The sequence below is a fragment of the Curtobacterium sp. VKM Ac-2861 genome (assembly GCF_013204965.1).
Classification (GTDB): domain Bacteria; phylum Actinomycetota; class Actinomycetes; order Actinomycetales; family Microbacteriaceae; genus Curtobacterium.
This window is the reverse complement of sequence record NZ_JABMLA010000001.1, coordinates 1,046,895-1,061,656: the sequence shown is the minus strand read 5'-3', so window position 1 is coordinate 1,061,656 and position 14,762 is coordinate 1,046,895. Positions and strand designations below refer to the sequence as shown.

Genomic DNA, 14,762 nt, shown 5'->3' with positions numbered 1-14,762 from the left:
GGAAGCTAAGCCTCTCAGCGCCGATGGTACTGCAAGGGGGACCTTGTGGGAGAGTAGGACGCCGCCGGACTTAACGTTGCAACACCAGGGAACCCCTGACCAGCACTGGTCAGGGGTTTTCTGCGTTCACGGGGGCTCTCGAGCAGGGCGTGACGGTAGCATTGGCGGGTCATGACTGCGCCATTCACCACTGCTTCCGGGTCCGAGATCCGCGTCCGTTTCTGCCCGAGCCCGACGGGGACCCCGCACGTGGGGCTCATCCGCACGGCGCTCTTCAACTGGGCGTACGCACGCCACACCGGCGGCAAGCTCGTGTTCCGCATCGAGGACACCGACGCCGCGCGGGACAGCGAAGAGTCCTACGCGCAGATCCTCGACGGCCTGCGCTGGCTCCGGCTGGACTGGGACGAGGGCGTCGACGCCGGCGGTGAGCACGGACCGTACCGGCAGTCGGAGCGGACCGCGATCTACGACGACGTCATCGCGAAGCTCAAGGCGTCCGGGCACATCTACGAGTCCTTCGTCACGCCCGAGGAGATGGAGGCCCGCAACAAGGCTGCCGGGCGCGATCCGAAGCAGGGCTACGACAACCACGAGCGGGACCTGTCCGACGACGAGCGTCAGGCGTTCCGCGACCAGGGCCGCGAGCCGGCGCTGCGACTCCGGGTCCCGGACCGTGACCTGAGCTTCGACGACCTCGTCCGTGGCGAGATCACCTTCAAGCAGGGGACGTTCCCGGACTTCGTGGTCGTCCGGCCGAACGGCAAGCCGCTGTACACGTTCACGAACCCGGTGGACGACGCCCTGATGGGCATCACGCACGTCCTGCGCGGCGAGGACCTGCTGTCGTCGACCCCGCGGCAGATCGCCCTGTACGAGGCGCTGTACGAGATCGGGCTCGCACCGGCGATCCCGGTGTTCGGTCACCTGCCGTACGTCATGGGCGAGGGCAACAAGAAGCTCTCGAAGCGCGACCCCGAGGCGAACCTGTTCCACCACCGCGACGCCGGCATGATCCCCGAGGGGCTCGTCAACTACCTGGCCCTGCTGGGGTGGTCGATCGGCGCCGACCGCGACGTCTTCTCGATCGACGAGATGGTGGCGGCGTTCGACGTCACCGACGTCAACCCGAACCCGGCGCGCTTCGACCACAAGAAGGCCGAGGCGATCAACGGCGACCACATCCGGTTGCTCGAGCCGTCGGACTTCCGCTCCCGGCTCCTGCCGTACCTGACCGACCTCGTGGCCGACCCGCCGACCGCGGAGCAGACCGAGGTCCTGACGAAGGCGGCGCCGCTCGTCCAGGAGCGCATGCAGCTGCTCGGTGAGGCCCCGGCGATGCTCGGGTTCCTGTTCACCGCCGACGCCGACCTGGTGGTCGAGGACGACGCACTGGCATCGCTCAAGGGCGACACCGGCGCCGTGCTCACGGCCGGCATCGCGGCGCTCGAGCAGCTCGACGACTGGCGGACCGAGGCGATCGAGGGTGCCCTCCGCACGGCGCTCATCGACGACCTCGGGCTGAAGCCCCGGGTCGCCTTCGGTCCGCTGCGCGTGGGGGTCTCCGGACGCCGGATCAGCCCGCCGCTCTTCGAGTCGATGGAGATCCTCGGCAAGGAGTCCACCCTGACGCGGCTCCGCGCCCTCGCGGCCCGCTGAACGGCGAACGATGAGCACCGCGGGAAGCGCTGCAGGACCCACGGACGCAACGAGCACCCCGGTCGTCCACGACGTCGCGGTCATCGGTGCCGGACCGGCCGGCTTGAGCGCTGCGCTCAACCTGGTGCGGGCGAAGCGCACGGTGCTCCTCGTCGACGCCAACCGGCCACGCAACGCCGCGACCCTGCGGTCGCACGGCTTCCTGACGCGTGACGGGATCTCCCCGCTCGAGCTCCGGAAGCTCGGTCGCGCCGAGGTCGAGGAGTACCCCGAGGCGACGATCGTGCAGGCCGTCGTCGACCTGGTGACCCCCGACGCCGACGGGTGGCGGCTGCACGGGACCTGGCGTGGTGCCGAGGTGGACGCGCGGGCGCGGACCGTCGTCGTCGCCACGGGGCTGCGCGAGGAGTTCCCGGCACTGCCGATGCTCCGTGCGTTCTACGGCACCGCGGTGCACAGCTGCGTCGAGTGCGATGCGTACGAGAAGGCGGGGGAGCCCCTCGCGTTCATCTGCGAGACCGACGACGTCGTGGACCGGGCACTGCTCATCGCGGCGTGGGCCGACGACCTCATCGTGTACACGAACGGTGTCGCCCCGCTCGACGACGCGGGGCGAGCACGGCTGGTGCGTGCCGGTGTCGTGGTCGACGAACGGGTGATCGAGGACCTCGAGGGCGACCGGACCGGCATGACCGGGGTCCGGTTGGTCGACGGCCACGTGGAGCCGCGGACCGGCGGGTTCGTCCGGCCGACGTGGCACGCCGACCTCGACTGGCTGCGCTCCGACACGCCCGGTGCGCCGACAGCCCCGGAGCGCGATGCCCACGGACTCCTCGTCGTCGACCGGGTCGGCCGGACCACGGTTCCCGGGCTGTACGCCGTGGGGGACGTGACCCCTCCCGGGCCGGAGCAGCTCATCGTCGCCGCCGGGCACGGTGCCACGACGGCCGCGGCAGTGCACCGAGACCTCGTGGGTGGTCTCGTGGACCTCCGGGATGCTGTACAGTAGTTGATCGTGCCCCGGACAACGGGGACAGAAGGCCAGCAGGCCTTTTGGGGTATGGTGTAATTGGCAACACAGCGGTTTCTGGTACCGTCGTTCTTGGTTCGAGTCCAGGTACCCCAGCACTCGAAGAACAGCCCCCGGGATCCCCGGGGGCTGTTCTCGTCTCCGGACTCGTGCGCCGCCATCGCCTCCATCGGCGATCCACAGGCTCCGGACTGCGCATTCCGAGGTTGCGCGGAACCGCACGATGCTCCGCGCCCACCCGGGCCACCCGCTGCCCTGGACCGTCCCCGTACGGGGGCCGGGCACGCTGGCGGAGGTGCACCGGGCCTCCCGGTCGGGTTGCGTGACCCCGCACCCCGCGCGACACGGCTCGTGGGCCGTACCGCGTCGGACGTACCGTCGCAGGACCGGCGCGGGACCCGCGGCGGCCCGCCGACGAGCATCCGAGGTGTCATCGTGACCTCCGCCGACCCGCTGACGACGACCGAGCACTGGACCCACCGCGCCGCGATCCCGCTGGCCGACGACCACTCCGTGCTGGACCGCTGGGACCGTGTGGTCGCGCTCCACGGCGACGCCGCTGCTCTTGCCGGGGACGGCCGTCCCTACACGTTCACCGAGGCGGACCGGGCGGCGCGCGACCTCGCGTCGGTGCTCGGGGCCGAGCTCGGACCCGACGACCACAGTGGTGCCGGCGTCGGCGCCGTGGCCGGTGGGGCATCGAAGCCGGTCGGCGTCATGGCGGGCCAGACCACCGAGGCCGTCGTCGCGATCCTGGCGCTCGTCCGGGCGGGGCGCACCGTGGTGGTGCTCGACGAGCACCTGCCAGCCGTCCGCCTCGGACACGTCGCACAGCTCGCCGGGGTCGACCAGATCGTGGCGGACACCGCGCGCGCCGACCTGGCGGCGACCGTCGTCGCCGACCGTGACGGCCGGGTGCACGCACTCGACGAGCTGATCGAACGACGCGGCGAGACCGCGGGCAGCGAGACCGCGGGCAGCGAGACAGCGGGCAGCGAAACAGCCGGCGGCGAGACAGCGGGCAGCGAAACGCCGACGGACACAGCGGCCGACGCGCCCGACACCCGCCCGGGCGGCCACGACGCGTTCGCGATCGTGTTCACCTCCGGCTCGACGGGCATGCCGAAGGGTGTCGTGCTGACGCACCGGCAGCAGCTCGCGAACGCCGAGCAGGACGCCGTCGCCCTCGGCACCGGACCCGGTGACCGCCTCGGCGTGGTCCTGCCGCTGTCGTTCGCCGCCGGTCTGCTGTTCTCGTTCGACACCCTGCTGAGCGGCGGCAGCGTCGTGCTCCTCGAACCCCGCGAGCTCGGGGTCGAACGCCTGCTCGCACGGTTCGCCGCCGACGGCGTCAACGTCCTCGTCTGCACCCCGCACCTGCTGCGCTCGATCGTCGGCTCGCAGACGGCACCCGGGGCGCAGGCGTCCGGGGCGGGTCCCGCGCTCGGCGGCCTCCGCTTCCTGATGACCACCGGCGAGGCGGTGACCGGTGCCGACATCGCCGCCGCCCGACCGCACCTCGACCCGACGACGCTGCTACTGAACGCCTTCGGGTCGAGCGAGACCGGCTGCGTGGCGTACTGCCCCGTGGAGCCCGGTGCCCCGGTGCCCGAGGGCGTGGTGCCCGCTGGGTGGCCGCTGCCCGGCAAGCAGGTGCTCGTGCTGCGCGAGGACGGCAGCCCCGCCGGCCCGGGGGAGACCGGCGAACTCGTCATCGTCTCCCAGGGCTTGACCGCCGGGTACTGGGGTGCCCCGGAGAAGACCGCCGAGCGCGCCGGACGCACCGACGACGGTACGCCGACCTGGCGCCAGGGCGACCTGGCCCGGATCGAGCCGGACGGCCGGCTCGTGCTGCTCGGACGCTCCGACGACGCCGTCAAGGTCCGCGGGTACCTCGTGGAACCGAGCGAGGTCGAGGCGGCGCTCCGCGCGATCCCCGAGGTGCACGACGCCGTCGTCACCGCGCAGGTCGACCCGCCCGCCGTCACCCGCCTCGTCGCGTACGTCGTCGGCCGTCCGGGCCAGCGCACGCCCGCGCCCGCGGCCCTGCGCCTGGCCCTGCGGGACCGCCTGCCGGAGTACATGGTGCCGGCGTCGATCGTGCCGATGACCGAGCTGCCGCGGAACGAACGCGGCAAGGTCGACCGGGCCGAGCTGCCGGGTGCACCGAGCATCGAGACCGAGATGGTCGAGGGCGAGTACGACCAGTGGGAGCTCGTGGTCGGGCAGATCTGGGCCGAGGTGCTGGGCCTGCGCGGCGTCCACCTCGACGAGGACTTCTCGGCCCTCGGCGGCGACTCGTTGTCGGCGGAGGAGATGCTCGCGCTCGTGCAGAGCCGTCTCGGCATCGACCTGCGCTCGTCGGACGTCCTGCAGCACCCCACGCTCCGGGCGTTCGCCCGACGGGTGCGGAGCGGCACGACGGCGCTGCCGAGCCACCCCGACGTGGTCAAGGTGTCCGGCGCGCGCGAGTCCGGCCGTCCGCCGGTGTTCTGCTTCGCCGGCGGTGGTGCGCTCGCCCTGACGTTCCTGCCGTTGTCCCGCTACCTGCCCGAGCACGACGTGTACGCGTTCCAGCAGCACGGCCTCGAGCGGCGGGGCATGCCGGACTGGAGCATCCAGGCCAGCGCCCGCCGGTACGTCGCCCTGATGCGCATCGTGCAGCCGCGCGGACCGTACCTGCTGGTCGGCCACTCGCTCGGCGGACTGATCGCGCTCGAGATCGCCCGGCTGCTCACCGAGAGCGGCGAGCAGGTCGAGCACGTCGCGCTGCTGGACACCTACCTGCCGCGGACCGGGGCCGAGGGGGTCCGGAAGCACTTCGGACGGCTCGAGCCCCGCGAACACCGCAACCCCGCCGTCCGTGTCGTCGGCCAGCGCCTCGCCGGGGCCGTCCGGCGGGTCATGCCGTCCGGCATGTCGTGGGGCGAGCACGTCGCGAAGCGCGCGCGGGCCTACAGCGCTGGTGTGCTGCGGCACGGCGGGCAGAAGGACTTCGACGCCTTCTTCGACCAGGCCGAGCTCGTCACCCGGCGGCACCACCCGACGCCGTTCCACGGACGGGCGACGTACGTGCTCGCCGATGCGAACCCGGACGCGACCGGCTGGTCCGCGCTGCTGCGCGGGCGGACCGAGACCGTGCGGATCGCGGCCGAGCACAGCTCGCTGCTGCGGGAACCGCACGTGGCCGACCTCGCGACGGCGCTGCGTGCGGCGTTCGCGACGGAGGGCGCTGCCCGGGACTGAGCCGGGTGACGGACGGGAGGCGCGGGGCCAGCTGGCACACCTCCCTCGCAGGCTCGGTCGGCGCGCCCCGCGCAACGCTTCGCGTTGCCGCTCTGCGGGGCGCGCCCGTCCGTCTGCCCCTGCGTCCACGGCACGCGGCCGGCGCGGTGTTGCGGGTTTCCGTATCCGCGGCCGAGTGTCCGCAATGGACCGCACCGCGCATTGACCGCCTGCCACCCCGCGACGATGGTTGGACACGCGGGGGAGAGTACCCACTCACCTGCGAAGCCGGCGGCGTCGTACCCGCGTCCCGCTGCTCGACCGACGACGGTCACCGTCGTCGATGCGTCATCCGAGGACGCGCCGCTCGTCACACGAGCCACAACCCGACAGCAACCCTGACCCGACAGGACCGCGCCCATGCCCGCACGTACCGTTCGCCCTGCAGACCCGAGGGTCTCCGTCGTCATCCCGGCGCGGAACGAGGCCCGAAACCTCGAGATCATCCTGCCGAAGCTCCCGCCGGTGTACGAGGTGATCCTGGTCGACGGCAACTCCGTCGACGACACCATCGCCACCGCGCAGCGCGTGATGCCCGACATCCGCGTCGTGCACCAGACCCGCAAGGGCAAGGGCAACGCCCTCGCCTGCGGGTTCGAGGCCGTCACCGGCGACGTCGTCGTCATGTTCGACGCCGACTGCTCCGCCGACCCGGACGAGATCCCGCGCTTCGTGCAGGCGCTCGTCGAGGGCGCCGACGTCGCGAAGGGCACCCGCTACTCGCTCGGCGGTGGCAGTGACGACATCACGATCGTCCGCAACCTGGGCAACCGTGGCCTGAACATGCTCTGCAACATCATCCTCGGCACCCGCTACAGCGACCTCTGCTACGGCTACAACGCCTTCTGGGCCGACGTCCTGCCGGAGATCGGCCTGCTGTCCTCCGAGCTGCCGAAGCCGTCCGACGGCTCGATGCTCTGGGGCGACGGGTTCGAGATCGAGACCGTGCTCACCTGCCGCTGGTCGGCCGCCGAGCTCGCGATCACCGAGGTCCCCAGCCACGAGAAGCTCCGCGTGCACGGCTCGAGCAACCTGAACGCCGTGACCGACGGCATCCGGGTGCTGAAGTCGATCATGCACGAGCGTCGTCGCGCCGCGATCGGCCGCTCCGAGGTCCGTCGCGCCGCGATGAGCGTCGTGCCGCCGGCCGAGCAGCTGGCCGCCGCACCGCACGCTTCCGCACCGCACGCTTCCGCACCGCACGCTCCGGTCCACGCGGCCGGGCACGCCCCGCTCGGCGCGCACGCCCCGCACGGCGCCCCCGTCGCGGCCGTCGCCAGCCTCGAGGAGGAAGTCGCGTGACGACCGTCGCGGTCGTCATCTGCGCCTACACCCAGCAGCGCTGGGGCGACCTGCAGGACAGCGTCGAGTCCGCCAAGCGCCAGCCCGAGGCCCCCGAGGTCGTCGTCGTGATCGACCACGAACCCGAGCTCCTCGCCCGCGCCGCGGCGCGCTGGCCCGAGCTCCGCGTCGTCCCGAACACCGAGGACCGCGGCCTGTCCGGTGCCCGCAACACGGGCGTCGCCCTCACCGACGCCGACGTCGTCGCGTTCCTGGACGACGACGCGACGGCCGACCCGGACTGGCTCGGCCACATGCTCACCGCCCTCGAGGACCCGGACGTCGTCGGCGTCGGCGGCCGGGCCACACCGTCCTGGCCCACCGCCACCGGTGCCGGCCCGTACGCCGACGAACTCCTCTGGATCGTCGGCTGCTCCTACCGCGGCCTGCCCGAGACCCCCGGCGACGTGCGCAACGTCATCGGCTCGAGCATGGCGTTCCGCCGTGACGCGATCATGCTCGCCGGCGGGTTCCGCTCCGGCATCGGCCGCGTCGGCAACCAGCCGCTCGGCTGCGAGGAGACCGAACTCTGCATCCGCATCGCCCAGGCCCGTCCGGGTGCGCGCATCCGCCACGAACCGCGCTCGAACGTCTCGCACCGGGTCTCCCCGGACCGCGTGACGATGCGCTACCTGCGCCGTCGCAGCTACTACGAGGGCATCTCGAAGGCCGTCCTGAGCCGTCGCGTCGGCACGGGTGACTCGCTCGCCAGCGAGTCGACGTACCTGACGAAGGTCATCCCCGGAGCGGTGCTGCGCGAACTGCGCCACATCGGTCGCGGCGGTGCCCTGCGTGCCTTCGCGATCGTGCTCTCCGTCGCGTCGACCGTTACGGGCTACGCCGTCGGTCGGGTCCTCGGCGGCGTCGTCGTCCGCACCCCGGCGGCCGCCCCCGTCCCCCAGCCGGTGGGGACGCGGTGACCCGCGCGACCCTGGCGATGGTCATCTCGCCGATCGTGACCGGGCCGCTGTCCCCGACGTGGGACGGCGCCCTGTGGGTCGGCGAGGTCGACCGCGCCGACGTGCACGCGTCCAGCCACCGTGACGTGGTCGCACTCGAGGGCGCCGCGGGCTACCGGCGCGCTCGACTGCTCGTCCGCGACCACGGCGAGCCGCTCGGCTTCGTCGAGGCGGACATCACCGAGCGTCGCCGCATCGGTGGGACCATCGACGTCCGCACCCTCCAGCGCGCGATCCGGCCGATGCCGGTGCCCGAGCGTCGGCCGGCAGCAGGTCTGGTGCTGCCGTCCGTCACCGTGGTGCTCTGCACGGACGGGGCCGCTGGCACCACCATGCGGTCGGTGCTCGCCAACGAGTACCCCGACTTCGACGTCGTCGTCGTCTCGCACGGCGCCGACGACAGCGGCACCGCGACGGTCGAGATCGGCGGGCGAAGCGTCACCACGATCGCCGCGCCGACCGGTGGCCTCGCCGCCGCCCGCAACGCCGGACTCCTCGCCGCGAGCGGCGAGGTCGTCGCGTTCGTCGCCGAGGGCGCCGTCGTGGACGGTGACTGGGTCGCCGCGTTGGCCACCGCGTTCGCCGCGGACCCCGACGTCGCCTGCGTCACCGGGCTCGTCCCGAGCGCTGAACTGCGCACCCCCGCGCAGCGCTGGCACGACGACCGCACCGCAGCTGGCCGCACCGTCCGCCGTCGGGTGTTCCGCCTCGACGGCACCGACGACGCGCCCCCGCACCACCCCTTCGCCGCCGCTGCCTACGGCACCGGTGACAACCTCGCCGTGCACCGCGCGACCGCGCTCCGGATCGGCGGCTTCGACACCGCCTTCGGACCGGGCACCCGCGTCGGTGCCGGCGACGACCTCGACCTCTTCACACGACTGCTGTTCGCCGGATCCGCGATCGCCGTCGAACCGGCCGCCATCGCGTGGCAGCGATCGGCGGACGACGTCGCGTCGCTCCGCGCCGCTGCAGCCGCGCACGGCCACGGACTCGGAGCCTGGATGACCAAGAACGCCATCGACCGCGAGTCGCTCACCGCATCGGTGGACGCAGCGCCCGAGGCGCTCAGCGCCTTCGCACGACTCGGCCTCGAGCAGGGCGACCGTGCGACGGACATCGCCGGCGACCAGCCCGGTGACGCGGACCGCGTGCCCGACGCGGTCGACGCCGAGTTCGCCGCCACCCAGCGGCGGCTGCGCGGGGTCGAGCAGCGCTCGGTCCTGACGGCGCCGTTCCTGGCGCTCGTCGAACGACTGCGTGGTGGTGGCACGATCGACCGGAACGCCCGCGGTCGCCACGAGCTCCGGCACGGTCTGGCCGCGGCCGGTCCCGCCCGCCCGCTCGCGGTGGACGCGATGAGCCCGATCGCACGACTCACCGCAGCGGCGATCGTCGTCCTGACGCTCCTCGTCGCCGGGGTCGCCGCGATCGCCGGACTCCCGGTACTGCGGGGGAGTGCGATCGGCGTGTACCTGTTCGCGCTGCTCGGCGTCGCACCCCTGCTGCTCGTCCGCCCGATGCCGCTGGCACGCTTCAGCGTCTTCGCGGTCACGGCGTCGCTCGTCGGCACGATCGGCATCGGCTACACGATGGCGACGTTCCAGCTCTGGAACCCCACGGTGCCGTTCGTCGGGGTCGTCGTGCTCACCGCCGTCGCCCTGGCGATCGCCGTGCCGCGTGACGTCGCCGAACTGCAGCGCGCCCGCCTCGAGCCGGCCGCCGAGGGCGCCACGGCCCGGCGCTGGACCACCACCAACACCGTCACCGCCGGCTCGGTCGTCGGCCTGCTCGTCATCGTCGTCGCCGCGCTCACACACATCGGCGACCCGGTGCCGGACGGGCTGTTCGGGTCGCTCGGCCCCGGCCTGGTCATCGGACTGGCGATCGTCGTCGCCGCTGCCGTCGTCGCCCTGGTGCGCGGTCGCGGACTCGCGATCCCGGTCGTCGTGCTCGGCGGGTCGATCCAGCTCGCACAGGCCATCACCTACGGCATGCCCACCGTGATGGCGGCCGCCCGTCACATCGGCGTGCTCGAGTACATCCGCCGCTGGGGTTCGACGAACCCCGCCGCCGACATCTTCCAGACGTGGTCCGGCCTGTTCGCCGGCGGCGCCTGGGTCGCGGACGTCGGCGGGATCGACAACGCGATGACCATCGCCGCGTGGGTCCCCGTCCTGCTGGCCTTCAGCACGACGATCGCCGTCGGGGTCCTGGCCGCCAACTGGCTGCCGGGCAACCGTCGCCCCTGGATCGCCGCGTTCCTGACCGCGATGACCGGCTCGCTCAACACGACGTACTTCTCGCCGCAGTCGGTGGGCATCCTGATGTCCCTGGTGATCCTCGTGCTGGCCGTCGGCCCGCTGCGACGCACCGCGGTGACCGCCGCCGACGGCGTCCGCTCGACGATCCTGCGGGCCCGCCGCGTCGGCCTGTCGCGGATCATCGCCATCACGCTGATCGGCATCGTGCTGGTCGTCACCCACCAGATCTCGCCGTACCTGACGGTCGCCGCACTCGTGACGCTCATCGTGTTCCGACTGCTCCGCCCCTGGTGGCTCCCCGTCGTGGTGCTCGTCCCCGCCGTCGGCTTCGCCCTGCTGAACGACGACATCCTCGGCAAGTTCCTGTCCCTGGGAGCCGTCGGCAAGGTGCTCGACAACGTGCAGCCGCCGTCGCACGACATGACGGTCCTGCCGAAGCCGCTCGTCACACGGCTCGCGTTCGACATCCCCGCGGCAGCCCTCGTGGTCCTCGGCCTCGTCGCCGTGATCACCGTGCTGATGCGCCGCGACCGCGTGCACTGGGGACTGCTGGCCACGGCGGCGAGCCCGATCTCGCTGCTCGTCGCGACGAACTACGGCCAGGAGGGCATCTTCCGCGTCGTGCTGTTCGCGACACCGTGGATCGCGATCCTGGCGGCGGGGCTCCCGATGCCCAGCGGCCGGCTGGCTCCCGTCGGTCGACTCGTCACCCGTGCGGTGCGGCCCACGGCGGTCAAGGTCGTCATCGCTGCGGCCGCGGTCGCCGCGATGGTCGGCATCGGCGCGTTCGGTCAGACCGCCCTCGACTGGAACCGCGTCCCGACGCGCAGCCAGTCGGCGGCGACGCAGTTCTACGACGCGACCGCGCCGAAGGGCTCGATGATGCTGCTGACCGGTTCGGCGAACGCCGTCCCGAGCAACACCGGCGCACGCTACTTCGACGTCGGGGCGCTGTCCCGCGAGGTCCTCGGGGCGTACCCGGAGCCGGAGGGCTACGACGCCGAGGCCGACGTGTCCACGATGACCCGCCAGCTCGTCCTGGACTGGCCGGCGACGAAGTACTACGCACTGGTCGCCGAGCCCTTCGGCGCCTACGACGAGCGGTACGGGTACCAGACCGACGCCGACTACCAGGAGCTCGCGGCCGCGATGGCCGACTCGCCCTACTGGAAGCGCGTCTTCGGCTCCGGCACCACCGCCGTCTACGAACTGACCCCGGCAGGACTCGCACATGCCACGGACTGAACACCGCACGACCCGGGCCTCCCGGCGGACGTGGCGCACGCGCGCCGCGTCCGCCGCGGCGGTCCTGGGGGCCCTGGCGGTCGTCGTCGCCGTCATCGCCGGACCCGGCGGTGCGATGTCCGCCGACGCACGAGGCCGGAAGACACCGCCGCCGAGCACACCGACCAGCACGCCCACGCCGACGCCCAGCAGCACACCGACGGGTGGCACGGCCGCCGCGAACGCCGACTGCAGCGCCGGCCGGGTCCTCACGATGGTGGCGCACGCCGACGACGACCTGCTGTTCTCCGGAACCGAGCTCCGCGCCGACATCGACGCCGGCAAGTGCGTCCGCTCGGTCATCGTCACCGCCGGTGACGCCGGCAAGCCCGCCTGGTACTGGCAGTCCCGCGAGAACGGGTTGATGGCGTCGTACGCGTCGATCGCCGGCGTCTCGTCGAACTGGACCGCCGGGCAGCTCTCGGTCGCCGGCCACACGCTCCGCACGGCGACCCTGGCGACGGCCCCGCGGCTCAGCCTGGTGTTCCTCGAGCTGCCGGACGGCAACATCGACGGCTCCGGCTTCGCGGCCACGGGCGGCGAGAGCCTGGAGAAGCTCTACGAGGGCCAGATCAGCACGATCCACACCGTCGCCGGGGCAGCCCAACCGACGTCCTTCTCGCTGACCGACCTGCGCGCGACGTTCTCCGGGCTCGTCACCGGGTACGTGCCGACCGAGATCCACACGCTCGACCACGGCGGCACGTACGGCGACGGCGACCACAGCGACCACCACACCGTCGCGTACCTCGCCGACCAGGCGCAGTCCGCGTACACGGCGGCGCACACTTTCACGGGCTACCTCGGGTACCCGATCGCGGACCGCCCGTCGAACCTGAGCTCCGCGCAGACGGCCGCGAAGGCCGCCGCCTTCTTCGCCTACGCCGCGTACGACGGTGAGACCTGTGGTTCCACCTCCGCCTGCGCGTCGCGCCCGGAGGGCTCCTGGCTGAGCCGGCAGTACGCCGTCGGCTCGTCGGCCCAGCCCCCGACGGACCCGCCGACCTCGCAGGGCACCGACGTCACCGCCGGCGCGACCGTCACCGCGAGCGCCGAGAACCCGGCCGACGGTCAGACCGCCGTGAAGGCCGTCGACGGCGTCGTGAGCGGCTACCCGGACGCCCCGACGGCCGAGTGGGCGGCGCCCGGTGGCCGAGCGGGCACGTGGATCCAGCTGAACTGGTCCGCGGGAACCACCCTGCAGGAGATCGACCTGGCCGACCGGCCGAACAGCGACGACCAGGTGACCGGCGGCACGCTGACGTTCTCCGACGGCACCAGCGTCGCCGTCCCGTCGCTCGACAACGGGGGAGCCGTGCAGCGCGTCGCGTTCAGCGCCCGCCAGGTCACCTGGGTGCGGTTCACGGTCGGTTCCGTGAGCAGCACGACCCGGAACGTCGGCCTCGCCGAGATCCGGGCGTTCCGGCCGGCGGACACCACGCCGACGCCCACCCCGACACCGACGCCCACGCCCACACCCACACCCACGCCGACGCCGAACCCGACGCCGACGCTGTCGGACGTCACCGGGTCGGCCACCCCGACCGCCGCGTGGGACGACCAGTCCACCGGGCAGACCGTCGCGAAGGCCGTCGACGGTGTCGTGTCGGGCTACCCCGACAACCCGACGGCCGAGTGGGTCGCCCCGTGGGGCCGGACCGGGGTGTGGATCCAGCTGGACTGGGCCGCCTCGCAGCACCTCGGTCGGATCGTCCTGAACGACCGCCCGAACAGCTCGGACCAGGTCACCAGCGGCACCCTGACGTTCTCGGACGGCAGCCAGGTCGCGGTGGGCACGCTGCCGAACGGCGGCGACGCCCTGACGGTCGACTTCACCCCGCGTGACGTCACCTGGGTGCGGTTCACGGTGACGGGCGTCTCGAACAGCACCGGCAACGTCGGTCTCTCCGAGATCCGCGCGTGGACGACCGGGTGACCGACGAGCAGGGCGACGGCCAGGAGGCCCGCCCCACCTGGTCGGAACACGTCGCCGACGACGCGGCATCCGCCCACGGCGCCCCACCGGCACACGGTCGCGGCCTGTCCCGGCACCGGCCGCCGCGGCGCCCCGGCACCCGCCGGACCGCGCTCGCGGCCGGCGCCCTGCTCGTGGTTGCCGGCATCGTCGCCGGCACCACGACCGCGACCACCACGGCGAACGGTGACGACGTGACCCTCGACGACCCGAGCGGCGTCTCGATGCCGAGCTCCGAGCCCGAGGGGTGGACCCGGGTGTTCGGCGAGGACTTCGCCGACGCCGCCACGAACCGGACCTTCGAGTCCCGGTACTCGGACCGGTTCGTCGCGTACCACGGGTTCGCCGACACCGCGGGGACGGGGCGCTACCAGGCGTCCACCCTGTCGACGCACGACGGCGTGCTCGACGTGCGCCTGCGGACCACGCGCGCCGGGGTGCCGCTGGCGGGCGGTGTCGTGCCGCTCGTCGACGGCGAGTGGGGCGGGCAGACCGCCGGCCGGTACAGCATCCGGATGCGCAGCGACGAGGTCGACGGCTACGGCGTCGCCGTGCTGCTGTGGAGCGACGAGAACCTGTGGTCGGACGGTGAGATCGACTTCCCCGAGGGAGCGCTCGGTGCGCCCGCCTGGCTGAACGTGCACTGCCTGGCCGACCCCGCCGAGAAGTGCATCCACCAGCAGACCGAGGCGTCGCTGCAGGACTGGCACACCTACACGATCGAGTGGACCGCCGACCGGATGTCGTTCCTGGTCGACGACGAGGTCGTCGGCACGACCACGGAGAACATCCCGACCGCTCGGATGCACCTCGTGGTGCAGGCCGGGTCGAACGACGGGAACCCACCGGCGGACGCCGCCGGGTCGCTCCTCATCGACTGGATGACGATCGACGTGCCGGCGGACGGTGCCGCGCCGAGCGCGTCGCTGCCGGACGACACCGCGACGACGGACCCGAACGACTGA

8 protein-coding genes and 1 tRNA gene are annotated in these 14,762 nt (G+C 72.8%); all 9 read left to right on the top strand.

Annotated features, from left to right (window positions below; genetic code table 11):
- Positions 1-171: 171 nt before the first annotated feature.
- The 9 genes from gltX to HQQ88_RS19800 all read left to right on the top strand — a co-directional run bounded on the left by gltX (position 172) and on the right by HQQ88_RS19800 (position 14,762).
- On the top strand, positions 172-1,659 hold the full coding sequence (gene gltX / locus HQQ88_RS04785) for a glutamate--tRNA ligase (protein ID WP_123937652.1): 1,488 nt from the start codon (positions 172-174) through the stop codon (positions 1,657-1,659).
- 10 nt (positions 1,660-1,669) lie between these two features.
- Positions 1,670-2,668 carry an NAD(P)/FAD-dependent oxidoreductase gene (locus HQQ88_RS04780; protein ID WP_173168748.1) on the top strand — a complete coding sequence of 333 codons (999 nt, stop codon included), beginning with the start codon at positions 1,670-1,672 and terminating at the stop codon, positions 2,666-2,668.
- 45 nt (positions 2,669-2,713) lie between these two features.
- A tRNA-Gln gene (locus tag HQQ88_RS04775) sits at positions 2,714-2,785 on the top strand.
- A 339-nt stretch (positions 2,786-3,124) separates the two neighbouring features.
- Complete coding sequence (locus HQQ88_RS04770) at positions 3,125-5,935, top strand: alpha/beta fold hydrolase (protein ID WP_173168747.1); 2,811 nt, start codon at positions 3,125-3,127, stop codon at positions 5,933-5,935.
- A gap of 399 nt (positions 5,936-6,334) precedes the next feature.
- Positions 6,335-7,276: a glycosyltransferase family 2 protein gene (locus tag HQQ88_RS04765; protein WP_173168746.1), complete on the top strand. Its 942-nt coding sequence runs from the start codon at positions 6,335-6,337 to the stop codon at positions 7,274-7,276.
- The gene (locus tag HQQ88_RS04760; protein ID WP_123294830.1) at positions 7,273-8,235 is read left to right on the top strand and encodes a glycosyltransferase family 2 protein; all 963 of its coding nucleotides are present in this window, start codon (positions 7,273-7,275) and stop codon (positions 8,233-8,235) included. Before HQQ88_RS04765 ends, HQQ88_RS04760 begins: the two co-directional genes overlap by 4 nt.
- Positions 8,232-11,783, top strand: a complete 3,552-nt coding sequence (locus HQQ88_RS04755) for a glycosyltransferase (protein ID WP_173168745.1) — start codon at positions 8,232-8,234, stop codon at positions 11,781-11,783. Before HQQ88_RS04760 ends, HQQ88_RS04755 begins: the two co-directional genes overlap by 4 nt.
- Positions 11,770-13,758: a PIG-L family deacetylase gene (locus HQQ88_RS04750; RefSeq protein WP_173168744.1), complete on the top strand. Its 1,989-nt coding sequence runs from the start codon at positions 11,770-11,772 to the stop codon at positions 13,756-13,758. Before HQQ88_RS04755 ends, HQQ88_RS04750 begins: the two co-directional genes overlap by 14 nt.
- Positions 13,755-14,762: a glycoside hydrolase family 16 protein gene (locus HQQ88_RS19800; protein WP_173168743.1), complete on the top strand. Its 1,008-nt coding sequence runs from the start codon at positions 13,755-13,757 to the stop codon at positions 14,760-14,762. The genes HQQ88_RS04750 and HQQ88_RS19800 overlap by 4 nt, the downstream gene beginning before the upstream one ends.